This is a genomic window from Streptomyces sp. NPDC016851, assembly GCF_055562795.1.
Genome location: NZ_JBVHEP010000013.1, coordinates 160,743 through 187,660, shown reverse-complemented (window position 1 = coordinate 187,660; position 26,918 = coordinate 160,743). Strand labels below are relative to the sequence as shown.

Annotated in this window: 19 protein-coding genes; 17 read left to right on the top strand and 2 right to left on the bottom strand. The window is 68.7% G+C overall.

The window, feature by feature from the left end; all coding sequences use genetic code 11:
• Window positions 1-11: 11 nt before the first annotated feature.
• Together ACZ3I3_RS22305 and ACZ3I3_RS22300 are read right to left on the bottom strand one after the other, a co-directional pair.
• Complete coding sequence (locus tag ACZ3I3_RS22305; protein WP_467367609.1) at window positions 12-1,811, bottom strand: gamma-glutamyltransferase family protein; 1,800 nt, start codon at window positions 1,809-1,811, stop codon at window positions 12-14.
• A gap of 60 nt (window positions 1,812-1,871) precedes the next feature.
• On the bottom strand, window positions 1,872-3,314 hold the full coding sequence (locus tag ACZ3I3_RS22300; RefSeq protein WP_467367608.1) for an FAD-binding protein: 1,443 nt from the start codon (window positions 3,312-3,314) through the stop codon (window positions 1,872-1,874).
• A 508-nt stretch (window positions 3,315-3,822) separates the two neighbouring features.
• On the opposite strand from ACZ3I3_RS22300, the gene ACZ3I3_RS22295 reads away from it, so the two are divergent.
• From ACZ3I3_RS22295 to ACZ3I3_RS22215, 17 genes are all read left to right on the top strand, one after another.
• Window positions 3,823-4,293 (top strand): VOC family protein, encoded by a 471-nt coding sequence (locus tag ACZ3I3_RS22295; protein WP_467367607.1) that lies wholly within the window; start codon window positions 3,823-3,825, stop codon window positions 4,291-4,293.
• Entirely contained in the window at window positions 4,290-5,195 is a 906-nt protein-coding gene (locus ACZ3I3_RS22290; RefSeq protein ID WP_467367606.1) for a hypothetical protein, read from the top strand. The genes ACZ3I3_RS22295 and ACZ3I3_RS22290 overlap by 4 nt, the downstream gene beginning before the upstream one ends.
• Window positions 5,192-6,085, top strand: coding sequence for an LLM class flavin-dependent oxidoreductase (locus ACZ3I3_RS22285; protein WP_467367605.1), 894 nt, complete (start codon window positions 5,192-5,194; stop codon window positions 6,083-6,085). Before ACZ3I3_RS22290 ends, ACZ3I3_RS22285 begins: the two co-directional genes overlap by 4 nt.
• A complete protein-coding gene (locus tag ACZ3I3_RS22280) occupies window positions 6,076-6,906 on the top strand; it encodes a hypothetical protein (protein ID WP_467367604.1) in 831 nt (276 codons plus the stop codon). The genes ACZ3I3_RS22285 and ACZ3I3_RS22280 overlap by 10 nt, the downstream gene beginning before the upstream one ends.
• Window positions 6,903-8,150 (top strand): aminotransferase class V-fold PLP-dependent enzyme, encoded by a 1,248-nt coding sequence (locus tag ACZ3I3_RS22275; RefSeq protein ID WP_467367602.1) that lies wholly within the window; start codon window positions 6,903-6,905, stop codon window positions 8,148-8,150. The genes ACZ3I3_RS22280 and ACZ3I3_RS22275 overlap by 4 nt, the downstream gene beginning before the upstream one ends.
• Window positions 8,147-8,932 carry a tryptophan 2,3-dioxygenase gene (locus ACZ3I3_RS22270; protein WP_467367601.1) on the top strand — a complete coding sequence of 262 codons (786 nt, stop codon included), beginning with the start codon at window positions 8,147-8,149 and terminating at the stop codon, window positions 8,930-8,932. The genes ACZ3I3_RS22275 and ACZ3I3_RS22270 overlap by 4 nt, the downstream gene beginning before the upstream one ends.
• 81 nt (window positions 8,933-9,013) lie before the next feature.
• Window positions 9,014-10,060 (top strand): methyltransferase, encoded by a 1,047-nt coding sequence (locus tag ACZ3I3_RS22265; RefSeq protein WP_467367599.1) that lies wholly within the window; start codon window positions 9,014-9,016, stop codon window positions 10,058-10,060.
• Window positions 10,053-10,919, top strand: a complete 867-nt coding sequence (locus ACZ3I3_RS22260) for an alpha/beta hydrolase (protein ID WP_467367597.1) — start codon at window positions 10,053-10,055, stop codon at window positions 10,917-10,919. Before ACZ3I3_RS22265 ends, ACZ3I3_RS22260 begins: the two co-directional genes overlap by 8 nt.
• A gap of 9 nt (window positions 10,920-10,928) precedes the next feature.
• Complete coding sequence (locus tag ACZ3I3_RS22255) at window positions 10,929-12,749, top strand: non-ribosomal peptide synthetase (protein WP_467367595.1); 1,821 nt, start codon at window positions 10,929-10,931, stop codon at window positions 12,747-12,749.
• 1 nt (window position 12,750) lies between these two features.
• Window positions 12,751-17,109, top strand: a complete 4,359-nt coding sequence (locus ACZ3I3_RS22250; RefSeq protein ID WP_467367593.1) for a non-ribosomal peptide synthetase — start codon at window positions 12,751-12,753, stop codon at window positions 17,107-17,109.
• Window positions 17,102-18,559 (top strand): FAD-dependent oxidoreductase, encoded by a 1,458-nt coding sequence (locus ACZ3I3_RS22245; protein WP_467367591.1) that lies wholly within the window; start codon window positions 17,102-17,104, stop codon window positions 18,557-18,559. The genes ACZ3I3_RS22250 and ACZ3I3_RS22245 overlap by 8 nt, the downstream gene beginning before the upstream one ends.
• 62 nt (window positions 18,560-18,621) lie before the next feature.
• On the top strand, window positions 18,622-19,494 hold the full coding sequence (locus tag ACZ3I3_RS22240; protein WP_467367589.1) for an NmrA family NAD(P)-binding protein: 873 nt from the start codon (window positions 18,622-18,624) through the stop codon (window positions 19,492-19,494).
• A gap of 457 nt (window positions 19,495-19,951) precedes the next feature.
• Entirely contained in the window at window positions 19,952-21,418 is a 1,467-nt protein-coding gene (locus ACZ3I3_RS22235; RefSeq protein ID WP_467367587.1) for a glutamine synthetase family protein, read from the top strand.
• A gap of 224 nt (window positions 21,419-21,642) precedes the next feature.
• Entirely contained in the window at window positions 21,643-22,701 is a 1,059-nt protein-coding gene (locus ACZ3I3_RS22230; protein WP_467367585.1) for a methyltransferase, read from the top strand.
• Between the two features lie 144 nt (window positions 22,702-22,845).
• Window positions 22,846-24,276 (top strand): class II 3-deoxy-7-phosphoheptulonate synthase, encoded by a 1,431-nt coding sequence (locus ACZ3I3_RS22225; RefSeq protein ID WP_467367583.1) that lies wholly within the window; start codon window positions 22,846-22,848, stop codon window positions 24,274-24,276.
• 110 nt (window positions 24,277-24,386) lie between these two features.
• Window positions 24,387-25,187, top strand: a complete 801-nt coding sequence (locus ACZ3I3_RS22220) for a class I SAM-dependent methyltransferase (RefSeq protein WP_467367581.1) — start codon at window positions 24,387-24,389, stop codon at window positions 25,185-25,187.
• The gene (locus ACZ3I3_RS22215; RefSeq protein ID WP_467367579.1) at window positions 25,184-26,893 is read left to right on the top strand and encodes a lyase family protein; all 1,710 of its coding nucleotides are present in this window, start codon (window positions 25,184-25,186) and stop codon (window positions 26,891-26,893) included. Before ACZ3I3_RS22220 ends, ACZ3I3_RS22215 begins: the two co-directional genes overlap by 4 nt.
• Window positions 26,894-26,918: the final 25 nt, after the last annotated feature.

The window sequence follows — 26,918 nt, the reverse complement described above, 5'->3', positions numbered from 1 at the left end:
GGTGTCGGTAGCTAGGTGCTCACGGCGTAGGCGTGCCTGCCGCGTGGGCTGGCGGCCGCACGGACGAACTCCCCGTCCGGGGTGAACCCGGCCGTGCAGATCCGTCCGAGCGAGTAGGCGGGCACGAGTTCCACTTCGTGGCCGCGCCTGCTGAGCGCTTCGACCGTTTGCGGATCGCAGGTCTCCTCGATGACCAGCACCCCGGGGCGGTACGCGTGCGGCGTGAACGACGCGGGGACCTGGTCGGTGTGGAATGCGGTGGTCTCGGTCGACTGCTGGAGGTCGAGCCCGAACTCGACCGCGTTGAGGAAGAACTGCAGCGTCCACTGGTCCTGCCGGTCGCCGCCCGGTGTGCCGAAGGCGAGGAAGGGACGTCCCTCCCGGAGCACGAGGGTGGGGCTGAGGGTCGTCCGCGGCCGCTTGCCGGGCTCCAGCGAATTCGGGTGCCCCTCCACGAGGTACATGGACTGACCGCGGGTGCCGAGCGGGAAACCGAGGCTGCCGATGGCCGGCGAGCTCTTCATCCATCCGCCGCTGGGCGTCGCCGCCACCATGTTGCCGTGCTGGTCGGCCACGGTGACCGTGCACGTGTCGGCCTTCGCGGTCGTGGCCCGGAGAATCGTCGGAAGCCCGTTGCGCAGTTGGGACATGAGCTCCGAGTCGGGCTCGGCGTCGTCCTGTGTGGGCAGGGGCGGGATGAACGGTGTGCGGCCGTCGGGGGCCCCCGGCCGGAGGGTCAGCGCGGCCAAGTTCCCGACCATGGCGCGTCGTCGCAGGGTGTAGTCCTCGCTGAGCAGGGTGTCGAGCGGTACGTCGGTGAAGGCGGGGTCGCCGTACCACGCCTCCCGGTCGGACATCGCGAGCTTCGTGCACTCCACCGTGGTGTGCAGGTAGTCGGCGCTGCCCTGCCCCATCTCCCGCAGGTCGAATCCCTCCAGCAGCGCGAGTTGCTGGAGGAACACCGGGCCCTGTGACCAGGGACCGGGCTTGAAGACCCGGTACGGGCCGTACGCACGGCTCGGCGCGTTCGCTACGGTCGGCTCCCAGCCGGCGAGGTCCTCGCCCGTGAGCAGCCCGCTGTTGCGTCCGCCGGTCGCGTCGAGCATGGGCCCGGATGCGAGGAAGTCGGAGATCTCCTGCGCCACGAAGCCCTGGTAGAAGGCGTGATGGGCGGCCTCGATCTGGGCTTCGCGGTCCGAGGAGGCGGACTCGGCGGTCTTGAGCAGACGCTGGTAGGTGCGGGCGAGCGTGGGGTTGCGGAACCGGCTGCCGGCGGCGGGGGAGGGGCCGCTGGTCAGGTAGGTCTCGCCGGATCCGGGCCACTCCTCGCGGAACAGTGGGGCGAGCGTGGAGATGGCCAGCGCGGTCTCGGGAAGCAGGGGAAAGCCCTTCTCCGCGTAGCCGATCGCTGGTGCGAGGACGTCGGCCAGTCGCATGGTCCCGAACTCGCGCAGCAGCCTCATCCATCCACCGAACGCGCCCGGCACGCAAGCGGGCAGGAGCCCGGAGCCCGGGATGCTGCTCAAGCCGAGCCGGCCGAACGCGTCGATGCTCGCGGCCCGGGGCATCGGGCCCTGGCCGCAGATCTCCTGGACGTCGTCGCGCCCGGCCCGGTGCACCACGAGGGACACGTCACCGCCGGGGCCGTTGAAGTGGGGTTCCACCACCTGAAGGACGAATCCGGCAGCGGCAGCGGCGTCGAAGGCGTTGCCGCCGCTGGTGAGGATGCCCATGGCCGCGGACGACGCGAGCCAATGGGTGCTGGCGACGGCACCGACGGAACCGTGGAGTTCCGGCTTGGACGGCAGCATGCAGCTACTCCCAACTGCTTCGATTGACGTGGAGGCCGCGAAGCAACGGCCTCGGCCGGTTCAGCTCTTTCCGGGCAAGCCCTTGGGGAAGATGCCCAGCCCCGTGCCGAGAAGGGCATCGGGGTCGTAGCGGTCCTTCGCCGCGTGAAAGGCGGGCCACGTGTCACCGAAGTGCGTGCGCCAGTCCTGCGCTGTGAACCGCATCGAGCCGATCGGGTAGAGCACCGCGCCGTAGTGGTCGCGGGCCCGGGCGAACCAACGGTCGTTGCGGTCGAGCATCTCCTCGACGAAGCCCGGATCCGTCTCAGGGGAAGGGGCGGTGGTGTTGACGTCGAGGACGTACACCCACGGCGAGCCGTCCGGCTCCGGCCGCGGTGGGTGCGGCCTCGTCAGGTGCGAGCGCCGCTGCGGGTAGATGAGGCTGATCCCGTACGGCCCGATGTCGCGCTCGGTGAGTGTCGGGTGCACCTCGGCGACGTAGTTCTCCATGGCGTTGCCGGGCAGCCACACGTCGTACCACGGCTTGGTGAGCCGGTCCCATTCGACGGTGTCCCGCAGTTGGCTGACGAAGCGGTCGATCGTGAAGACGTAGTCGGGGTAGGTGGTGTCGTCGATGCTCGGCGTGGCGGTCAGCCCGGTGAGGGCCTCCTCGTCGCGCGGCGGATCGGCGGGGTCGTAGAGGACGGTCGCGTACAGCTGGTGGGTCGTCTCGGCTCCCGGCGGCTGGAGCGTCGCGTAGACGTGGTCGATGCACGGCCGTTCGACGAGTGTGCGCATGTCGCTGAAGAACGCGGCGTTGTCGGTGTAGCCCAACAGGTAGGTCCGGGCACGCTCCTTCGCCGGCACGAGTTCGACTTCGGCCTTGGTGATCACACCGCACTGGCCGAGGCCGCCGAGGACCGCGTCGAACAGATCGGTCTTGTGGTCGGCGGAGCAGCGCTCGATGTCGCCGGCTCCGGTCACGACCTCGAGTTCGCGCACGTGGTCGCCCTGGAGCCCGGTGCGCAGCGCGCCGACGAGCCCGCCGAGACCGCCGACCGAGAGCGTGCCTCCCACGCTCAGCGAGGTGTATGCGGTGATCACCGGCGGCGTCCGTCGCGGGGTGCTCCCGAACGCGGCGTTGACCAGGTCCTTCCAGGCCACGCCCGCATCGACTTCGGCGACATCAGGACCGATCGAGTGGATCCGGTCCAGGGAGCGCGTGTCGATGAGCAGGCCGTCGGAGAGGGTCTGGCCGAGGGTCGTGCTCGCGCGCCCCCGGACAGAGACCGTGATCCCGTGTGCACGGCAGAAGCGGATCATCTTCGCGACATCCCCTGCCGAGCGGGGCCGGAGCACGGCACAGGGTGTGTTCGTGGTGATGTTGCCCAGGTCGGTGGCGTAGGCCTGCCGGGTCGCCCCGTCGGTCAAGAGCTCGCCGTCCAGCGCAGGGACGGCTCCGAACCGCTCGGCCGGGTCGTATCCCGTGGTTGCGGCGCTCCCGGCGGAATCCAAGCGGGTCATTGCCTCGTCTCCTGACCTGAGATATCGGTTCGGTTCCTGAGCAGTCCCAGAAATCAATACGGTGGCATATCGGCCTCGGAATTATCATCAAGAACATCGGATTCCCCGGTAACTGCCTCGGTGGAATTTGTTCCTTGTCAGCCATTGTAGCGTGGCTTGCCGCTGGAGATCTGAAAATCTTCTAAAGATACTGTCAGGGCTTCCTTAAGTTGCATATCGGCCGCGTGTGGCGCCTTATTTCCAGTGGTCAGCGCGATCGGCCCCGGGTGTCCAGTGCTCAGTGCCCGTGTGCGGAACCAGCCAGCTTGCGTGCCTTCCGAGCGACGGCCGCCCGATGGCTTTGTGCAGGTCAGCGAGACATTCGCCCGGAACGGCGTGGGGCGATATCGCCTGACAGCGACTTGTAAGTGTCTTGAGGATCCTCTGATTGCCGTGACGCCGTCAGCTGTGGAGACTTTCCAGTACTTGAGCGATACGCCGGTCGAATCTCCGGGACGAAAGGGCTCCGATGAACGCGTTTGCCATCGCGCCGAGAATTCACCATGTCGCCATTCAGACCGATGATGTGGAGTCCACGACCAGGTGGTATGAGGAGTTCCTGGAGGCGACGGTGGAATGGTCGCTCAGCGCGTTTTCGCCCCTCACGCATTCGCGTCTCCCGGGGATCGAGAAGCTCGTCGAGCTGAAGGTGGGGGACCTGCGGCTGCACGTCTTCGACCGGGCTGGGCACACCCGGGAAGGGCCCGACCCGCTCGGCTACCAGTTCCAGCACATCGGGATCACCGTAGACCGCCACGAGGACCTCGTCGAGCTCCGGAAGCGCTGGTGGCAGGCCCGGGAGCGGCACGACATCCAGTGGAGGCGGGACGAGCCGCCGTCGGACATCGTGACCGACGAGGACGGGATGCAGAGTCTCTACGTCCTGGACCCCAGCGGTCTTGAGTTGGAGTTCATCTACTTTTCGGGTGCAGCGACATGAACGACGTACACGGGCGGCTGACAGGACCGGGCCAGATCGACCTCCCCGCGCTGCAGTTGCGACCCTTGTTCTTGCCGGCGCCAGGTCAGGGGTTCGAGCCGTCGAACGAGGAGATCCTCGACGACGACAGCGTGGAGCCGGGCATCCCGGAATACAGCGTCTTCGGTGTGCACCCGGTCGATCCGGAGCGGCTCTTCTGGTACCGATGGATTACAGGGCATCAGATCTCGTTCGCCTTATGGCGTGCGATGTACGACATCATCGGGTGCCACCGCGACAACGTGCCGAGCGCTCCGGAGCTGGATTCCCTGGCCGTCTGCGTGGACGCGTACAGTGCGATGCTGCTCTATTCGTCAACGGTGCCCCGAGCTCACTACCACAGTCATATCCGGCGCCGTATGTCGTTGCAGCACCCGGCCTTCAGCGGCACCTGGGCGCCGGATTACCGGCCGGTCCGCCAGATCTTCCGGCGCAAGTTGCCCTGGCAGGACGACCCGTTGTGCGCATCCCTCACCGAGGCCGTGGCGAGGAATGCCGCCACCCACGACTACATCGCCGACCATCTCGTGCCGAACGGGCGCTCACTGCTTCAGCAATCCGCGCAGACGGCGAGTTCGACCGTGTCCCGCGAGAAAGAGGAGCTGTACGACAACTTCTTTCTCACGGTGCGTCGCCCGATCAGCCGCGTTCAGTTCATCCGTCCTCTCCGCGCGCGCGTCGCGGACGTGGGCGCGGACCTGGCGCACAACGGCTTGTACCCGAATGTCGACGGGCACCATCATCCCGTCGTCACCGGGCCGTCCGGCGGACGCGCGATGACACTGGTTCCCCGCGTGCTCCGCACTCTCGACGAGGCGACCCGACGGGTCGCCAAACAGCAGCTCCAGGGGGCGGGCGCATGAGGCACGGCATCGTGCTGCTTCCCGAGCACGAATGGAAGGTGGCGGCCGAGCGGTGGCAGGGCGTGGAGCAGCTCGGGTACGACCACGCCTGGACCTATGACCACCTGATGTGGCGCTGGCTGGCCGATCGCCGGTGGTACGGCGCGATTCCCACGCTCACCGCCGCGGCGACGGTCACCCGCTCCATCGGACTCGGCGTCTTGGTGGCCACACCGAACTTCCGGCACCCCGTGGTGCTCGCGAAGGACCTCGTGAGTGTCGATGACGTGTGCGAAGGACGTCTGATCTGCGGGCTGGGTGCCGGTGCGCCCGGGTACGACGCGAGCATTCTCGGAAGGGCGGCGCCGCGCCCGCAGGAGAGTGCCGACCGGTTCGACGCGTTCATCCGCATGCTCGACTCCCTGCTGGTCCGCGGCACCGTGGACGAGGCATCGGCCTGGTACACGGCGTCCGGGGTGAACTTCCGCCCACGGGCCGAGGACGGACGGCGGCTGCCGTTCGCGGTGGCGGCGACCGGGCCGAAGGGCATCACGCTGGCCGCGCGCTTCGGGCAGTACTGGGTCACATCAGGCCCGCCCGCCGACTTCGGCATGAGGCCGCTGCGAGAGGTCATGCCGATCCTGCGGGAGCAGCTGAGCCGCGTCGACGCGGCGTGCGAGCGCGAGGGACGAGACCCCGCCACGCTGAGCCGGCTGTTCGTGGCCGACGCGTCGGTGGGCGGTATCACCGGGTCCGTGGCCGCCTACGAGGACGCCGCCGGCGAGCTGGAGGAGGCCGGCTTCACCGACCTCGTCGTGCACTGGCCCCGCCCCGAACCGCCCTACCAGGGCGACGAGCAGGTCATCGTCGATTTCGCCGCCAGGCAGTTGCGGGGCGAACGATGCACGTGACAAGGGTGGACATGTTCGGCACGGCCTCCTCACGCGGCAGCGCGCTCGATGTGCTCGTCCCGGACGGACCGTGTGACGCCGACGCGGTCGCGCACGCCGCCGCGCATGCGCGCACGACCGACGACTCGTGCGAGAGCGCGCTGGTCAGCGCGTGTTCCCGGACGGAGCGGACCTTCGCGACGCGGATCTTCAACACCGGTGGCGAGACGCCGTTCGGCACTCACTCGCTGGCCGGTGTGGCCGCCCTCCTGGTCGGCAGGGGGTATCTCGACCCGGGTGAGGTCGGCCGGACGGACGACGCCGGGTGCCAGTGGCTGAGGACCGATGGCCACGAGGTCGAAGTGCCGTTCACCGGGCCGGTCGTGGACCACGAAATCCCGGCCGATCCCACCGTGTTCAGCTCCTACGAAGGCACGCCCCGCGCCAGCGGGGTCGGCAGGGGGTTCACCGTGCTGCGCGTCTTTGACGATCCGCGGACGCTGCCCGCTCCCAACGCCGCGCGGATGGCGGACCTGGGCCTCACCGATCTCACGCTCTTCCGATGGGACCCGGACCGCAGGGAGGTGCTGGCACGCGTTTTCGCCCCTGGGTTCGGCCTCCCCGAGGATCCCGGTTGCCTCCCGGCGGCCTCCGCTCTGGGCCTCACGGCGCTGCAGATCGCCTCCGACGACCGTGGTGGGCCGGTGACGGTCCGCCAAGTGACGCGGCACGGTACCGAGGCGGTCCTGCGCTGCACCGGCTCGGTGCGGGACGGCATGGCGCGAATACGGGTCACGGCGCGGGTCCGGATCGACTGCGAGCGGAAGGCGGGTGCGGCATGACGGCACATTCCGAGCTCGGGACGGCCATGCCGCTTGCGCACGGGCGCCTCCAGCGGGACGAGGCACGGCGTGCTGACGATCTCGGCCCGTTCAGCGCCCGCGCACGCGGGTTCGCCACCGACGGCAAGGTGCACCTCAACGGGAACTCGCTGGGTCCACCGCGCGAGGGTCTGCTCCGCGAGTTGGAGAACGTCGTGCGCGGTCAATGGACCCCCCAGCAGGTGCAGGGATGGTTCCGCGAGGGCTGGTTCGACCTGCCGCGGACGATCGGAGACAAGCTCGCGACCCTGCTCGGTGCGGCGCCCGGACAAGTCGTGGTCGCGGGGGAGACGACGTCCACGACCCTGTTCAACGCGCTGGTTGCCGCGTGCCGGCTGCGCGAGGAGCGGCCCGTGCTGCTCGTTGAGGCCACGTCCTTCCCCACCGACCTGTACATCGCCGGCTCGGTGGCCCGGCTTCTGGGGCGCGAACTCGTCGTCGACTCGGGAGAGGGCCTCGATTCCTTCCTGCGTGCGAACGGTGCGCGGGTGGCGGCTGTGGTCGCCGCGCCCGTGGACTTCCGTACGGGAGAGCGACGCGAGATCGGGCCGACCACCGCGCTGTGCCACGCCGTCGGAGCGGTCGCGGTGTGGGACCTCAGCCATGCGACGGGCGTGCTGCCGGTCGACCTGGACGCCAACGACGTCGACTTCGCCGTCGGATGCGGCTACAAGTACGTGGGCGGCGGCCCGGGAGCGCCGGCTTTCCTCTATGTCGCCTCCCGCCTGCATTCGACGGTGGACCTCCCGCTGTCGGGGTGGCACGGGCACACCCGGCCCTTCGCCATGGGACCCGCGTTCGAGCCGGCTCCCGGCATCGACCGGGGGCGTACGGGTACACCCCCGGTCCTCAGCCTCGTCGCCCTGAACCACGCCCTCGACCCGCTGATCGACGTGGGGATCCACGAGCTGCGCCGACGAAGCCAGGAGCTTGCCGAACTCTTCCTGGAATGCCTTGAGTCGAGCCGTCCCGACCTGATGGGGCGACTCGTCTCACCGCGGGACCCGGACCGCCGTGGCGGGCACTTCGCGCTGCGGATCCCCGACGCCGAGGGCGTGGAGGAGGAGCTCGCCGACCGCGGTGTGCTCGTCGACTCCCGGCCTCCCGACCTGATCCGCTTCGCCTTCGCTCCGCTGTACGTCACGCACGAGCAGGTGCGGCGCGCGGTCCGCGAACTTGGCCACACAGTGAAGGAAGTGCAATGACGCATGCACCCGAGTACGTCGTCTACACCCGCGCGGACGAGCTGCACGAGCTTCAGCGTCCGCGCAGCGGGGCCCGAGGCGAGCTGAACTTCATCCTGATCGGCCATGTCAAGGAGCTGCTGTTCCGCGCGGTGGCCGACGACCTCGACCAGGCCAGGCACCTGCTGGACAAGGATGATGTCGCCGGTGTCTGCGTGGCGCTGAGGCGAGCGGTCCGTACGCAGAGGGTTCTCGTGGCCTGCTGGGAATCGATGAACGGCATGTCGGTCGATGAGTTCGTGGCCTTCCGGCACGTGCTCGACGACGCCTCCGGCATGCAGTCGTTCGCCTATCGCGGCCTGGAGTTCGCGATGGGCAACCGGCCGCCCGGCCATGTGGCATCGGCGTACGCCGATGGCCCCGAGACCCTGCGTGACGAGCTGTCCAAACCGTCCCTGTACGACGCCACGCTGCGGTACCTGGCGCGGCAGGGGTTCGCGATTCCCGCCCACTGCCTGGAGAGGCCACCGGAGCAACAGCACGAGCCGGACCAACTCGTCGAGGACGTCTGGCTGGAGGTCTACCGGGATCCGCACCGGTACCCCGAGCTGCACCGGCTGGCGGAGTGCCTGCTGGAGGTCGCCTACCAGTTCTCGCACTGGCGCGCCACCCATCTGCTCGTCGTCGAGCGGATGCTCGGCGGCAAGAGCGGAACGGGAGGCAGCGACGGTGCGGCCTGGCTCCGGAAGATCAACGAGCACCGGTTCTTCCCGGAGCTGTGGACCTTCCGTACCCGACTTTAGGTGCGGCACGGCACGTGGCCAGAACACGACCGTCGGAGGAATCGGATGAAGGAACGACGCCAGTCTGTGGGGAGCTGCGTGATGACGAAGCCGGCCGACCTCAGTTCGCTGGTCCCGGTGCTGTTCGGGTTCGCTGCTTTCCAGCAGCTACGAGCGGCGTCCGAACTGCAGTTGTTCGAGTACCTGACGTTGAACGGCCCCTCCAGTGCCGACGAGGTCGCCACGGGTCTGGGGCTGCCCGCCAAGTCCGCGCGCGCACTGCTCATGGGCACCACGGCGCTCGGCCTCATCGAGCGCACCGGTGACCGGTACGCGCCGAGCGAGACGGTCCGCGCCGCGATCGACGACGGCATGTGGCCGCACCTGCGCGGCATCATCGATTTCCAGCAGCGGCTGACCTACCTGCCCGCGCAGGAGTACGCCGAGTCGCTGCGGACGGGCAAGAACCTGGGCCTCAAGCACCTGCCCGGCTCGGGACGCGATCTCTACACCAGGCTTGAGGAGAACCCGGAGCTGGAGAACCGGTTCTACCGCGGCATACGCTCCTGGTCGGAACTGTCGAACCCGGTGCTGCTGCATCAGGTGGACTACAGCGAGGTGACCGATGTCCTGGCCGTCGGCGGCGGCGACGCGGTCGACGCGATCGCCCTGACGCGAGCCCACCCGCATCTGAAGGTGACGGTGTTCGACGACCTGGAGGGCCCCGTCGAGCTGGGCCGCGACAACGTCGAGGCCGCCGGGCTCAGTGACCGGATCGACGTTGTGGCCGGCGACATGTTCGCCGAGCCGATGCCCCAGGGGTACGACCTCGTGCTGTTCGCCCACCAGCTCGTGCTCTGGTCGCCGGAGCAGAACATGACGCTGCTCTCACGGGCCTTCGAGGCGCTGCGCCCCGGTGGCCGGGTGGTCGTGTTCAACGCGTTCGCCGACGACGACGGCGCCGGCCCCCTGTATACCGCGCTGGACAACGTGTACTTCACCGTGCTGCCGTTCGAGGAGTCGACGATCTACCCGTGGCGTGATCACGAGGAGTGGCTCGCCACCGCCGGGTTCACGGACATCACGCGCATCTACAACGAGGGCTGGACACCGCACGGTGTCCTCGAGGGGCGCAAGCCCGATGCATGAGCAGCCGAGCCCGCTCGACCGGGAGTACGCGCCGAGCTCCGTCGCACGCGACCCGGCCGGGTCGTTGCGGCGGTACCGGACGCGGAGCGACCTCGCCCGGGCGCGACTGGACGTGCGGGAAGCGGAGCCGTACGGTCCTGCTTCCGACGAGCGCTGTCACCTGTTTCCCGCCGTCCCGCCCTCCACGAAGGCGGCCGGGACGCCGGCGCTGGTCTTCGTGCACGGCGGTCATTGGCAGGAGTCCGGCATCGAGGACGCCTGCTTCGCGGCCGAGCACACCGTGGCGCACGGGTGTGCCTACGTCGCGGTGTCCTACGGCCTCGCACCGGCCCGTACCGTGCCCGACATGATCGCTTCGGTGCGGACAGCCCTGTCCTGGCTCGCCGAGAACGGACCGCGGTACGGGATCGACCCGGACCGGATCCATGCGGCAGGCAGCAGCGCGGGGGCGCACCTGCTCGCGGCGGCGCTCGCGCACCACACGGCCCCGCGCGTCCGCAGCGTATGCCTGATGAGCGGTCTGTACGACCTCAGCGAGATCCCGCGGACCTACGTCAACGACGCTGTCGGGCTGACACCCGACCTCGCCCGCGAGTGCAGTCCGCTGGGGATGCCCGCCCCACGGTGCGCCGCGGTCCTGCTCGCGGTCGGCGAGCACGAAACAGTGACATACCTGCGCCAGCAAGACGCGTACGCGGCCTACCTCGCCTCCTTCGGAGTCCCGGTGACCGCGCGGACGGTACCCGGCCGGGACCACTTCGACCTGCCGCTGGATCTGGCTGACCCGGCGACGCCGTTCGGCCGCGTCAGCCTGGTCCATCTGGGCTTGCAGGAATCCCTCCGAGAATGGGAACGGTGACTTCACGCGATGACACACCCAGGGACCGCCGCGCCGCTCCGGACCGTGGCGACGGACGATGCCGACCCGGTCGAGGCCACCACCGAGACGATCATCGACGCCTTCCAACGGACAGCGCGGGAGCACGCCGAGCGCGAGGCGATCTCCGACGGCGGGACGACACTGACGTACGCCGAACTGGACATCCACACCAATCGGATAGCGCGCGTGCTGCGCGACCGCGGTCTCTCCCCCGGCGACCGTGTCGGGGTGCACTTCGACCGCGGCCTTGCGACCTTCCAGGTCTTCCTCGGTGTCCTCAAGGCCGGCCTCGTGGTGCTCCCGTTCAACCCCCGCCACCCAGCCGACCACAAGGCACGGATGTGCCGCATCGCCGAGCCGTCCCTGACGATAACGGGGTCCGAAGCGGCCGACGGCATCCGGACCGGGGCACGCGTCCCGCTCGACGACCTGCTCTCCTCGGCCATGGCGGCGTCCGGCGAACCGGTGCGGTGCGGGGTGAATGCGGACGCGCCCGCGTTCGTCCTGTTCTCCTCGGGCTCGACCGGCGACCCCAAGGGCGTCGTTGTCCCCCATCGGGGCATCGCACGGCTCTCCCGACACCTCTCCGGTTTCACGCCGAGGCCGGAGGAACGGTTCCTGCAACTCGCGCAGCCGACCTTCGCCGCCTCGACCACCGACATCTGGATCTGCCTGCTGCGGGGCGGCCGGCTCACCGTCACCCCGCAGGACGTGCCCCAGCTCGGCGTTCTCGCGCGGATGGTGGAACGCGAACGGATCTCGGTGCTCAACCTCTCCATGGATCTGTTCAACCTGCTCGTCGAGCACCATCCGGAGGTCGTCGCCCGGGTCCGATCGGTGATCGTCAGCGGTGACTTCCCCTGCACGCGGCACGTCGAGCGTGCGCTTGCGGTCATGGACGACGGTGACCTGTTCAACGCCTACGGGTGCACGGAGAACTCCGCGATGACCGCACTGCACCGGGTCACTCCGGAGGATCTCTCCACCGCCGAGATCCCGATCGGGCGTCCGGTGCCGAAAGTCGATGTGTCGGTGCGGACGGAGTCGCTCGACGAATGCCCGCCCGGCGAGATAGGCGAGCTGTGCATCGCGGGCGACGGCCTCGCGCTGGGGTACCACGGTGATCCCGAGTCCACGGAGCGCAAGTTCGTCTGGCATGAGGGCCGACGGCTGCTGCGCACCGGTGACCTGGCCAAGCTGACCGGGGACGGCGAACTGGTGCTGGCCGGCCGCACGGACCAGATGGTGAAGGTCCGAGGGTTCCGCGTCGAGCCGCGGCACGTGGAGCTGGCCGCCGAGACGGTGCCCGGCGTCGAGCGGGCGGTGGTGCAGGCCGTGCCCAGCGACGGGGCAGCGGACCGGCTCGCGCTGTGGTGCGTGCCCGCGCTCGGCCATGACCTGGTGGAGCGGGATCTGCTGAAGGACCTGCGGGGGCGCCTGCCCGACTACATGGTCCCGTCGGCGGTGCTCGTCCTCGACGCCTTCCCCCTCAACGCGAACGGCAAGATCGACCGCAAGGAGCTCGCGTCGCGGCTCGCGGCCCGCGCCACCGGCCGATCCCGCGGCGAGGCGACGCAGGACCGGCTCGCCGCCGTCGTCGCCTCCACACTGCGTGACGTGCGCGATGGCGAGGAGATCGGCCCGGACGACGGTCTGCTCGAAAGCGGGGTCACATCGCTGCACCTGATCGACCTCGGCGCCCGGCTGGAGGACGTGGTGGGAGCCGCCCTGGCACCCGACGAGATCGTCGAGGCCGGAACCGTGCGGGGGGTCGCCGATCTGATCCGCACCAAGCGAGGCCGGGAATGACATGACCGCTCCGAGCAAGCGACCGGCGACCGGGGCAGCGCACTTCCCCGCCTCGCCCGCCCAGTCCGGCATGTGGTTCGCGAGCGTCCACGGCGCGGATCCCACGGCGTACAACCAGCCCCTGCTGCTGCGCCTGCAGACGTCGCTGGACCATGCCGTGCTCCTCGAGGCGCTACGAGCCGTGCACCGGGCCCACTCCGCGCTGCGCACCACATTCGAGATGAACGCCGACGGTGAGCTGAGCCAGGTCGTGCACGAGGAGCTCGAACCGCTCGTCGACATGCGCGACTACGCCGGTCCCGCCCCCGACGACTGGGTGGCCGAGCAGGTGGCGGAGGTCGCGGGGACCACCTTCGACCTGTCCGCCGGGCCTCTCGCGCGGGTGCGGCACCTCCGCCTCGCAGCCCAGGGCCGCAGTGCGCTGGTGTTCAACATCCACCACACCGTTTTCGACGGCATGTCCTTCAAGCCCTACCTTCGCCGGCTCGAAGCCGCCTACACCGCGCTGGCAGGGGGTCACGAGCCGTTCGTGCCGGCGCGGCGCCAGGCCGTCGAGTCCTACGCACGCTGGTCCGAGCGGTGGGCGAACGAGGGGATACCGGACTACTGGCGGGACAAGCTGGCGAACGCGCCGGTCCCGCCGCCGATCGGCCTGCCGGGTGAGGGCCCTGCGCGCCACGTGACCCGACAGCTCGTCCTCGACGAGGGGCTGTCGGCGCGGGTGGACGAGTTCTGCCGCGCCGAGTCCCTCACCACCAGCATGTTCTTCGTCGCCCTCGGCTTCGTGCTGCTGCACCGGCAGACTCGCCAGGACGACGTCCTCCTCGGTATCCCGGTCACCTTGCGGGACAGCGAAGAAGCCGAGGTCCTCGGGCACCTCACCAACACCGTGGTGCTCCGGCACCGGCTGAGCGCCGGCATGACCGCGCGCGAGGTGCTCTGCGGCGTGAAGAAGGAGATCCTCGACGCCCTCCGGCACCGGCACACCCCACTGGAGACGGTGGTGGGCGGCGTGCGTGCGTCCGGCGCCGGTGTGGGCGGTACCGGCGACCTCTTCAACGCCATGATCACCGTGATGCCGTCCGGTTCCCGCCGACTGGATCTGCGCGAGTGGGGCGCGGACACCTGGGAGCACGTGCCAGGAGGAGCGAAATACGATCTGGCGATCATGGTGGACGAGACGCCGGACCACTACACGCTGAACGTCGAGCACACGACGGCCGCGGACGACGGCGAGCGCTTCACCGAGTATCTGGCCCAGCGCCTGGGGACGCTGGTCGAGAGCGTGCTGAACGACGCGGACACGCGGGTCCACGACCTGCGCTGGACCGGTGAGGAGGAGGAGCGGGCGATCGCCCGGTTCTGCGCCCGTCGGGCCGGCGCGCCGGAGCTGGGCACCGAGCTGACGGCGGAGCTGTTCACCGCGAGCGCCGAGGCGACACCGGATGATCCGGCGGTCGTGACGGACGGCGTGAGGACGGACTACGCCGAGCTGGCACGGCTGGCCGAGGCGGTGGCGGCGGGACTCGCGGAACGGGGAGTGCGTGACGGTGCCCCCGTCGCGGTGCTGATGCCTCCGGGTACCGACCTCGTGGTGTCGATCCTCGGCATCCTCCGCGCCGGCGGCAGCTACGTCGTGCTCGACGCCGACCATCCGCCGGAGCGGCTGAGGTTCGCCCTGCACGACTGCGGCGCGAAGATCCTGGTGCGCGCGGCCGGGATCGACATGGCGGGTGTGGAGCTGCCTGAGGGCCTTGAGGTCGTCGAGATGCCCGGGGCCGGACGGGAGAAAACGGTTCCCGCAGGGGAGCGGAAGACGCCGGGGGACGCGGCGTACATCGTCTACACCTCCGGGTCGACGGGACGTCCCAAGGGCGTCACGCTGCCCGAGATCACGCTGGCCAATCTGGTCCGCAACCAGGAGATCCTCTCCTCGGGCCGCCGAATGCGGACCCTGCAGTACATGCCGCCGGCGTTCGACGTGTTCACTCTGGAGGTCTTCGGGACCCTGTGCACCGGAGGCACCCTCATCATCCCGCCGGCCGGTGCGCGCACCGACTTCGAGCAGCTGGCCGCGTTCATGGCCGGACAGCGCGTCGAGCGGGCGTACTTCCCCTACGTCGCCCTCCGTGAGCTCGCCGCCGTCCTGAGGTCGTCCGCGAGGCGCCTGCCGGACCTGCGCGAGGTGTACGTCACCGGCGAGCGCCTGGTGGTGACCGACGACCTGCGCGAGATGTTCCGGCGGAACCCGGAGGCCCGGCTGATCAACGCGTACGGCCCGTCCGAGGCGCACCTGTGCAGTGAGGACCGTCTCCCGGCGGACCCCGACACGTGGCCCACCCTCCCGTCGATCGGCCGGGTGGTCGCGGGTGTGGACGCGTACGTGCTCAGTGACGCCGACGCGGCCCAGCGTGCCCCTTTCGGAGTCGAGGGGGAACTGTGCGTGGCGGGACCGGTCGTCTCGCCCGGGTACATCGGCCTGCCCGATAAGACGAGCCGGGCCATGGTCCCCGATCCGTTCGTCCCGGGGCAGCGGATGTACCGCACCGGGGACGTTGTCGTGCTGGCGGCGGACGGGCGTCTGCACTTCCACGGGCGGGGGGACGATCAGGTCAAGATCCGCGGGTACCGCGTCGAGCCGGGTGAGGTCGAGGCCGCGCTGGAGCGGGAGCTGGACGTGGACGCGGCGGCGGTGATCGTCGTTCCCGCGGGTGGTGACCATGTCCTGCACGCGTTCGCGCAGAGCGACGCGCCGCTCCCGCCGGACTGGCGGGTGCGCCTCGGTGCCGTCCTGCCCGGCTACATGATCCCTCGGACGGTCACACGCGTCGGCGTCTTGCCGCTGACGCCGAACGGGAAGACCGACCGTCGGGCGCTGAAGGCGTTGCTGAAAGCCGACCCCCCGACGGATTCCCGCGACGGGGGTGCGGCCGGGCCGGGTGCGGTCCTCAGCGATGCCGAGGAAGCGATGACCGAGCTGTGGACCCAGGTGCTGGGGCACCGGCCCGCCGCACCGGACCTCGACTTCTTCGAGCAGGGCGGGCACTCCTTGCTCGCCGCCCGGCTGCACCGGCTGGCCAAGGAGCGTTTCGGCACGGACGTCGCGCTCTCGGCGCTCCTGAGTACGCCGACCGTGCGCGGCATGGTGCGCAGCCTTGGCAACGGCCGGGCCGACGGCCTGCCGGACCTGCGCGAGGAGGCCCGCCTGCGAGACCTCGTCGTGGGGGAGCGGCGCCGGCCGGTGGACGGCACGGTCCTGCTCACCGGTGCGACCGGGTTCCTCGGCAGCCATCTCCTCGATGAGCTGCAGCGCACCGGCCACCGCGTTGCCTGCCTGATCCGTGCTCCCAGCCAGGAGAAGGGGCGCGAGCGGCTCCGCGCGACGTTCCGGAAGTTCGCGCTCGACACCTCCAGGATCGACGAGGTGGAGATCTGCCCCGGCGATCTGTCCCGGCCCCGGCTCGGCCTCGGGGAGGAGTACGAGGCCTGGGCGCGCAGGGTGAGCGAGGTCTATCACGCGGCCGCCCACATCAACTTCGTCGTCCCGTACCGCACCGTGAAACACACGAACGTCGACGGCATGCGGCGGCTGCTCGAATTCTGCGGGGTCAACCGCACTCCCCTGCGGGTGGTCTCGACCCTCGGCGTCTTCCCACCGGACTCCACGGTGGGCCTGGTCGAGGAGCATGCGGTGCCCGGCGACCCCGCGTCGCTGGGGATCGGATACTCGCAGAGCAAGTGGGTCGCCGAGCACCTGGCGCTGCGGGCGCGGGAGTTCGGCCTGCCGGTCACGGTGCACCGCGTCGGTCGCGTCGGCGGGCACAGCCGCACCGGAGCCTGCCGGCACGACGACTTCTTCTGGCTCCAGATGCGGGGATTCGCGGTCCTCGGCTGCTACCCGGAGGACATCGCCGGGATGCCGGCCGTCGACCTGCTCCCCGTGGACCACGTGGCGAGGGCGATCGTCCGGTTGTCCGAGGACCAGGCGGACAACGAGAACTGGCATCTGTTCCACCGGCACGGGCTCGCCTGGTCGGAGATCCTCGAGGCGATCCGCGCGGAGGGGTACGTGCTGCGTCCGGTCCCGCCCGCCGAGTGGATGGCCGCACTGGAGCGACGCGTCGAGGCCGACGGCCAGGAACGGGGGCTTGGGCCGTTGGTGCCCCTCATGCGCGAGGGCGTGATGCGCCTCGGCGACATCTCGTTCGACGACCGGAAATCCCGTCGCGCCCTCGCCGACGTGGGATGTCCCTTCCCACCGGCGGATACGAAATGGATTCAGCGCATGTTCGAGTACTTCCGTGCGGCCGGCGTGGTTCCGTCGGCGAGCCCGGCACCGTTGGAGGAGCAGGATGCCTGAGTGGGACGGGCGCGCCGTGGCGATTGTCGGTGCCGGCCCGGTCGGTTGCGCACTGGCCACACTGCTGCGGCAGCAGGGCGTGGAAGTGGATGTCTTCGAGCGCGAGGAGGCGTTGGACGAGCCGGGGTCCGGCAACTCCTTCAACCTCACCCTTACCTCGCGTGGGCTCGACTGCCTGCCCCGGTCGGCCAGACGTCGTCTCTATCTGCAGGGTCTGGTGCTCGACAAGCGGATCATCCACCACCGTGACGGCGCGATCTCCACGCAGCCCTACGGCACTGCTGACTCGCATCACCTGCTGTCCATCCCGCGCCGGATCCTTCAGGACATCCTGCGGGACCAGGCGCTGCGGGCGGGCGCCCGGATCCACTACGGGCAGAGGTGCGTCGACGTGGACCCCGCGCGTCCGGCCGCCCTGATGCAGGATCGCGGCGGCGGCACCGCATGGGTGACCGCCGGTCTGGTGGTGGGCTGCGACGGGGCGAACAGCGCGGTGCGCGAAGCGCTCGCCCGCGCGTACCCCGACGACATGTGGGTGACCCAGGACACCATCGACCACGGCTACGCCGAGATCACGATGGAGTATCAGGACGCCGACCCGACCGGCATGCACCTGTGGCCGCGGGGCGACCATTTCCTGCAGGCCCAACCGAATCGGGACCGGACCTTCACCACGAGCCTGTTCAAGCCGTTGGCACACGACGGTCCGCGGCGGCGGTTCTCGGGCCTGTCGTCGCCCGACGCGGTCCGCGCCTACTGCGCCACGGAGTTTCCCGACGTGTTCGACCGGATGAGCGAGGCCGGCCGGGAACTGATGACGCGCATACCCGGCAGGCTCCGGATCGTCAGCTGCGCTCCCTACCATCACGGGCGTGCGGTGCTGGTCGGGGACGCGGCGCACGTCGTCGTCCCGTTCTTCGGGCAGGGCATCAACTGCAGCTTCGAGGACGCGGCCACGCTGGCGGGGCTGTTGGAGCGAGCAGGGTCCGCGGCCCGCGACGAGAGTGCCGCCGTGGTGGAGGACGTCGTCGAGGAGTACAGCCGATCGCGGGTCCCGGCGGGTCACGCGCTGGCGGAACTGTCGCTGCGCAATCTGGAGGAACTCTCGGCGCATGTGGCCGACTCGTCCTTCCTCGAACGCCGCGCGCTGGAGAGGCGGCTGCACGAGCTGTACCCGGAGCTGTACAAGCCCCTCTACCAGCTGGTGGCGTTCACCACCATGCCCTACGACGCCGCCCAGCGGACCTCTCGCGAGCTGAGCTCGGCGCTCGACTCGCTGTGCGAGAGCCGGGACCTGCGCAGGGACCAGGACGACATCATCTCCGAGTTCGTCGAGAAGTTCGGTGACGCATTCCATCGTGAGCTCCACGCGGGATCGATCGCGTCGGCGCGCGGGCAGTGCGTTCCGGAGCAGCGATGCAGGGCGGCCGGCCGTTGTGGAGCGCGATGACGCTGCCGTTACGGCCGAGCGGCGTCAAGACCGCTCCAAATGTGGAGGAGAGGAGAACCGTCATGCACATTGCCGTCACCACACCGACCGGCAAGGTGGGATCACGCGTCACCGAGCTGCTGATCCAGGCAGGAGTCCGGCCCACGCTGTTGCTCCGGGACCCCTCCAAGCTGAGCCCGGAGGTCTCCGGGAAGGTCCGCGCCGTGCCATGCGATCAGCGTGACCTCGACGCGGTCGTAGAGGCCACCAAAGGCGTCGACGCGCTGTTCTGGGTCAACCCCCCGACCCCTGACCCGGACCCGGTCGAGGCGTATGCCTCGCTGGGGGGCAACGCCGTACGTGCCATCCAGCACAACGGCATCGGCCGGACGGTCTTCCTGAGCAGCGTGGGCGCCGAGAAGCGCCACGGCGTCGGTGAGATCGACGGACTCGCCCGGACCGAGGAGCAGCTCGACAGGCTGGAGGTCGCAGTCACCCATTTGCGTTGCGGGTACTTCTTCTCGAATCTCCTGCTGAGTCTCGACCAGCTCAAACAGGGCGTCCTGGCCACGACGTTCCCGCTCGACTACTCGATGCCCTGGGTCGACCCGCGCGACATCGGAGACGTCGCCGCTGCCAGGTTGCTCAACGAAGGCTGGTCAGGCCGGCGGACACAGGCTGTCCACGGGCCCTGCGACCTCACCTTCGCGCAGGTGGCGGAGATCGTCTCGGAGTCCACCGGCAGGTCGGTCGAGGCCGTGGAGATCAGCGATGACGACCTTCGCAAGACGCTCTTGAAGGGAGGGCTCGGCGCCAAGCAGGTCGAGGGGTTCGTGGGCATGCCCGCCGGCCTGAGAGAGGATTTCACGCCCGAGGACGAGCGCTCCCTCCTGACGACGACGCCCACCGGGCTCGGCGCCTGGGCACACACCGTGCTACGCCCACTTCTCGCATGAAGCGTCGCGCGACCGGAGACGACCGCCGCCCAGGGACGCGGCGTCCCTGATCCGCGGTTCGCCCGACCACAACCCACGTGCACCTCCTTGAACGGAGAAGGGCAATGACCTCGCGGCGTATGCTCCTGTCGGCCTTTGATTTCCAGGGCCCGGCTCACGTGTCCGCAGGACCGTGGCGCCATGAGAGCAACCGGGGCTACATCGGCATCGCGCTCCGCGAGCCCCGCCCCAGCGCACCCCGGCCGTCTTGCGGGCCGGCGGCTAGCCCAGGGAACAGCGACTGGCCGCTGAGCACGCCGAGGTGGTCTTCGCCAACACGCTGTCCATGGCCGGGCTCAAACGGCAGATCGACGCGGTACGGGGAAATGCCCGGTGTGGTCCGCACTCCCACCGACGAGGCAACCCAGGCCAAGGACAGGTCCTGCCGCCGCCCGGTCAGCGACGCCGGCGACAAGGAATGGACACCCCTGGGTTCCTCCTCTGCCATGGACACCCGCTGCACGGAATCGATCATCTAGGAGTCAACGTGAGCACGGATCTCGAAGAATTCGTCGACCGGCCGGGGCGGAGCGAGGAGGTCGAACGGGTCCGAAGGCTGATCGACGAGCACAACGTCAAGTACATCTACTTCCAGTTCGTCTCGGTCACCGGACGTGTGCTGGGCAAAGGCGCTCCCGCGCACTGCTGGGGGAAGTTCGCCGACACGGGCTTCCAACTCGTCTATGGCGCGACCGCCAACCTGTTCACCGACCGGTCCGGTGAGTACATCGGGTACGGCGCCGAGGCCCGGGAGCTGGTGGGCATTCCCGAACCCGAGACGTTCCGGATCCTCCCCTGGGATCCGAGCACCGCGCGCGTGTTCTGCACCCTGTTCCGAGGCCGCGAGGAAGAAGACGATCCGGGCGCCTTCCTGACTTCCGACTGCCGCGGCAACCTGAGGCGGATCCACGAAGACTTCCAGCGTGAGACCGGCCTGCGGCTGCGTATAGGCACCGAGCCCGAGATGATGTGGCTGAAACTCAATCCGGACGGTACCCCGTCCGTCGACGGCAAGACGCGGCCCTACTGCTACCACATCGACCAGTTCGCCGAGCTGCAGCCTGTGATTCATCGAGTCATCGAGTACGGCGAGGCGATGGGGCTGACGATGATCCAGGGCGATCACGAGGACGCCCCGGGCCAGTTGGAGCTGAACTTCGCATTCGACGACGCCGATGTGACCGCGGACAATCTCACCGTCTACCGGCAGATATGCCGCCAGGTAGGCCGGGAGATGAACCTGTATCCGTGCTTCATGCCGAAGCCGTTCATGGGTTCGTCCGCGAATGGGTGCCACCACAACATTTCACTGTGGCAAGGAGACGAGAACGTCTTCCTCCCTGAAGGGGACGACCCCCGGCTGCCGAGCAAGACCGGGTTGCATGCCATCGGCGGAGTTCTGGAGCACGTGGAAGCCCTGACATGTATCACCGCTCCGACGGTCAACTCCTACCGGAGGTTCTGGGATGCCGGGTTCTGGGCCCCGCTGTTCGCCGACTGGGGGTTCCAGAACCGGACCACCGCGCTGCGGGTGAGTGCCCCCGGGAGGTTCGAGTACCGCTCCGTCGACTCGGCCGTCAACCCCTACCTGTCCTGCGCGGCGCTGCTGAAAGCGATGCAGGACGGGATCCAGCGCAATCTCGACCCCGGGCCGCCCGAAGAGCGCAACATCTATGACGCGATAGCCGGCGGCAAGGAGGTCAAGAAGATCCCCTTGAACCTGGGCGACGCGCTTCGCGCTCTGGAGACCGACACAGTCGTCCAGGAGGCATTGCCCGGCGACATGTACCGCGTGTTCCACCACCACAAGAATGACGAGTGGGAGCGGTTCTGCGCCACGGTGACCGAATGGGACGTCAAGGAGTACCTCGACGTCCTTCCGTGAGTCGCATCAGAGAGGGGAGCGCATGATGCCGCGGCATTGCCTGGATCATTCATCGTCAGCAGGCAGGCCGCATCGTCTGACCCCCTTGGAGTTGGACGCGGCTGATCCTCGCCGGGTGCGAGTTCGTGATCAGATCGATCCCTATGAGGCCGGCGTCGGCAAACTGAAGCCCCGTTCCTGACGCATGCGGCCCAGTACTGCATTCCGACCCGAGAGAGGACATCATGGCCGAGAGTATTCCCGACATCCCCGGAGTATCCGCATCGGGCGAGCGCGGTGATACTCCACCCGCCGTTCGCATGTATGAAATGCTGTACAGCTCTTTGGTCAGTCAGTTGCTCATCGCGGTGGCCGAGTTGGGTGTCGCCGATGAGGTCGGCGACACTCCACGTCACGTCGACACACTGGCGGCAGCCACCGGCAGCGACGCGAACGCCCTCTATCGCGCCCTGCGGGCGTTGGCAAGCGTCGGAGTGTTCACCGAGCCGACGCCGAGGCACTTCGCCTTGACTCCGCTGGCAGAGACCCTACGCAGTGATGTGCCCGGCTCGATGCGCGACGTCGCGCGCTATGTCGGTATGCCCGAGCGCCAGAGTGCCTTCAACAATCTGATTCACAGTCTGCGCACCGGAAAGCCCTCGTTCGACCACGTGAACGGTCAGGACTGGTGGAGCTTTTTCGCCGACCGTCCGCAGGTGGCCGCCCTGTTCAACGGTGCCATGTCGAGCATGTCCCGCATGTTCAACTCGGCGACCCTCGATTCCTATGACCTTTCCGATGTGGAGGTCCTGGTCGACGTGGGAGGTGGAAGGGGGACCCTGGCCGGCACCCTGCTGGAGCGCTACCCGACATTGGGAGCCGTCGTGTTCGACCTGCCCAGGGTGGTGCAGGAAGCCGCGGCGCATCTGTCCGCGGCGGGGCTGTCCGAGCGGGTGCGGTGTGTCGGTGGCGACTTCCTGCAGTCGGTGCCCACCGGCGGCGACGCCTACGTTCTCTCGTGGATCCTCCACGACTGGGACGACAGGGACTCCGTCACGATCCTGCGCAACGTGCGGGAGGCCATGGGCGGGCGCGGCAGGTTGGTCATCATCGACGAAGTGCTCCCCGAGGGCGACGCGCCACACTTCGGCAAGTTCGAGGACATCGTGATGATGACGTTGCTGACCGGGCAGAGCCGCACTGAGGCGGAGTTCGTCGCCCTGCTCGAACAGGCGGGCCTGCGTCACGTCGAGACCCGGCCCACCTCCTCGCCCACCAGTGTCATCGTCGCAACCCCGGCATAAGGGCGACCCCCGCCCCTCCCGCCGGCATCCGCCATGTCGAGGACGCCCGGCGCGCGGCGGAGGTCGGCGTGGGATGCCGTCCCCGTCGGGGAACTGCTTGTGCGGGCCGGAGACCCCGCATCGGAGATTAAGGAATTGGCCCCCATGACAGTCAGCGGTACGCACCCGTCGCTCACGGTTCCCCTCTCGGCTGCGGCGGACACGGCGAGTCAGCCACTTCGGCCACGTTGGAGCCCGTCCTCCTGGCGCTCCTGTCCCGCGGTGCAGCAGCCGGAGTGGCCCGACGCACAGCTCATGCGGCGGGTGTCGGACACGCTGTCGACGCAGCCTCCGCTCGTCTTACCGGACGAGATCGCCGACCTGCGGCAGGCGCTCGCCCAGGTCGCTGCCGGGGAGGGCTTTCTGCTCCAAGCCGGCGACTGCGCCGAGCGCTTCAGTTCGTGTACGGAGGAGGGCGTACGCGGCAAGCTGAACATCATCCTGCAGGTCGCTCTCCTCCTCACCTATGGTTCCGGCCTGCCGGTGGTCAAGGTCGGCCGCATCGCCGGCCAGTTCGGCAAGCCACGCAGCCGGTCCACAGAGGTGGTGGGCGGAGTGGAACTGCCTGCCTTCCGCGGCGACATCGTCAATGACCCGGAGTTCACCGCAGAGGCCCGCCGACCTGACGCGGATCGCCTGCTGCGCGCCTACTTCCACTCCTCGGCGGCGTTGAACATCCTGCGTGCTCTCACCCACGGTGGCTACGCTGACCTCGGGCAGGCTCACGCCTGGAACCAGGAGTTCGTTCGGCGCAGCCCGGCTGGTCGGCGCTATGAGAGCGTGGCCGACGACATCACTCGTGCACTGCGCTTCATGTCCGCATGCGGGGTGGACACCCGCTCGCTGGCGGAGCTGCACCAGGTCCAGTTCTACACCTCGCACGAGGCTCTGCTGCTTCCTTATGAACAAGCGCTGATCAGGTATGAGGAGAGCCGGGGGGCCTGGTTCGACACCAGCGCGCACATGCTGTGGGTCGGTGAACGAACGCGCCAGCTCGACGGTGCCCATGTCGAGTTGCTGTCCGGCATTGACAACCCGATCGGTGTCAAAGTGGGCCCGTCCGCCACTCCGCATCAACTGCGTGCTCTGTGCGAACGCTTGGATCCCGAGCGTACGGCTGGGCGTCTGACGCTGATCAGCCGATTGGGGGCCGGACGAGCGGAAAAGGTACTGCCACCGCTGCTGCGTGCCGTACGGAACGCCGGTCACACCCCGGTTTGGGCGTGCGACCCGATGCACGGCAACACATTCGTGTCCGAAAGTGGCTACAAGACGCGCCGCCTGGCAGATATTGCCACCGAGATTGCAGAGTTCTTCTCCGTGCACAAGGAAGAAGGAACACACCCGGGCGGGATCCACCTTGAACTCACCGGCGACGACATCACGGAATGCCTGGGCGGAGATCTGGAGGAAATTCTCGATGATCACCTCGGTACTCGTTACGAGACGGCTTGCGATCCGCGTCTGAACGCGGCCCAGTCGATTGAACTGGGATTTCGAGTAGCCGAGTTCCTGCGGGAGAGCCGTCCTGGGTAGCGGAGATCGGGCCGTCGCCGTCTCGCTCAACGACAACCATCCACCTCACTCGACAACCACCGGCCAACAGCCACACAAGGGCACACCCACATAGACAGGATCAGAGGGAAATGGTGAAGAACAACATAACGATCCGAACCGAGCGGCACCCGCGACTGGCCACGGAGGCCGCCGCACGGGGCGTCACCATCTGGAACTACCTGTACCGCGAACCGCAGCTCTACGAAGCGGTCTTCCACGGCCCCGACCGCTCCTATCTCGACTGCTGCCGCCAGATGTTGGCCCTCCGAGGCGCTCCGGCCCGGATCCTCGACATCGGCTGCGGCACTGGGCGGGACCTCGCGATGCTCGCTGCCGACGGGCACCAGTGCACCGGCATCGACTTCCAGCCCGCGATGATCGACTACGCGTCGACAACGTACCCCGGACCCACATTCGTGGCAGCCGACATGCGCACCTTCGACCTCGGCACCACCTTCGACCTCATCACCAGCTTCGGGTTTCCCCTGTCGAACCTGCACTCCCACAGCGACATAGTCGGAGCACTGAGGCGTCTGGCGGCGCACTGCGCCCCGGGCGCTCGCCTCCTGCTGGAGACCGTGAACGGCTACGCCTGGGACACCCTGCGCCGCCACTTCACGATCGACACCGCGGGTGTGCAGGCGACCGGCCACGCCGACTACGACCTCGACCGCGGCCGTCAGCTCCTGACCCGCCGCCGGCACTGGACGTTCGCCGACGGCTCCGAGGAGGACGACTTCGTGCAACTGCGTCAGTTCTTCCCCGCAGAACTGACGGCCCTGCTCACCGACGCAGGCTTCACCGTCACCGGCGTCTACGACAACGTCGAATTAAGCCCGTCCGATCTCACCGGCCCCGAGCTGATCGCGCTCGCGACCTTCGCCCGGTGACCGGAACACACGACGCGACAGCGCACCGGCTGCTGCCCCAGCGGGGACGCCCCTGGGGGAGCGAGCCCGCGCTGACCGTCGCCTACGCACAGGTCAAGAAAGCGGCCGCTCTCGCCAATGCCGATACCGGTGTGCTTTCAGCAGAGCTCGCTGGCGCGATCACGACAGCCGCCGACGAGGTGATCGCCGGGCGTCACACCTCGCTGCTCACCGCCGACCTCCTCGCCGGCGGGGGCGGCATCGGCCTCAACATGGAACTGAACGAACTGCTGGCCGGGCGGGCGGCCGAACTGCTCGGCAGACAGGTCCATCCACTCGACGACGTGAACGCCTGCCAGTCGACGAACGACACCCTGCCGACCGCACTCAACCTGGCGCTGCACACCGAGCTCACCGCCGCAGCACAAGCCGTGGACACTCTCGCCGACAACCTCCGCTCCTGGGCCGCCGCCCACGAGGGAATCGTACGAACGGCTCGCACGTGCCTGCGCGACGCGCTGCCCGTGACCTTCGGACAGACCTTCCGCGGATACGCGCAGACCATCAACCGCTGCGGCACGGACCTGCACGCCAGCGCTGCCGAATGCCTCTCCACACCGCTCGGCGCCACGGCCGTCGGCACCGGCGTCGGCGCCGCACCGGGATTCGACGAAGCCGTACACCGACACCTCGGTGAGGTGACCGGGCTACCGGTACGCGCCCACCCCGCCCCCTTGGCCCAGTTGCAGCACGGTGACCACCTGAGCACTGCTGCGACGATCAGGAACGCTGCCGTCCAGCTCGCGAAGCTCGCCCAGGACTTGCGGTTGCTGGCCTCGGGTCCGCGTGGCGGCTTCGGCGAGTTGGTGCTCCCCGCCCTCCAAGACGGCTCCTCGATCATGCCCGGCAAGATCAACCCCGTCGTCCCCGAGACCGTGATCCAGATCGGCTTCCAGATCCGCGGCAACGACCAAGCGGTCACAGCCGCCATGGCCGCCGCTGATCTGGACCTCAACGTCTGGGAGACCGTCATCGCTGCCAACCTTCTGGACTCCTGCGGCCTGCTCACCGCCGCCGCCCGTCTGCTCGCCGACCGCTGCGTGCACGGCATGCGCCCTGATCACCTCATGGAACCAGAACGCTCCCTGGGCCTGTCCGCAATCGTCGCCGCCTTCTACGGCCACGAAGCCGGCGCCCGGGTCGCCCACCTCGCAGCAGCCACCGGCCGCACCATCGAAGAGGCAATGGTCGAACTCAACATCGCCGACCCAGCGACCGCGCACATCCTGTGCGATCCCGCACTCCTCACAAACCCCGCCCCGGACCGGACACTCCTCGACCGTGCGCTCGACCAGCTGACCGAGCGCATCAGACAGCAAGCAAAGGGTGCCGAGCAGGAAATTGCCGCGATGCTTCACGACGCTCCAGCCGACGGAACTGCCTTCGGCCTGCTGCACAAACTGTTCGGCGCGGCTCCCGGATCCCGCCGCACCGCCCTGGCACACGTCTGCTTCGTCTGGGCCCAGAGCTTCGATGGCATGCCGACCCCGACTCCGAACGGCAGAAGTGAGGAGACCGGACTCGACATCCTCGCCGAAGTCGCCCGCGTCCGGCTCCGCCCTCACTGGATCAAGGACCGCTATCCGACCTTGCTCGCGGCACAAGAACTCGCAGCCCTCCTTGCCAACTGCATGACCTCTCGGCTCGGGAACAGGGTGTTCCCGTAGACCCTTGCGGATTCACGGCCCGATC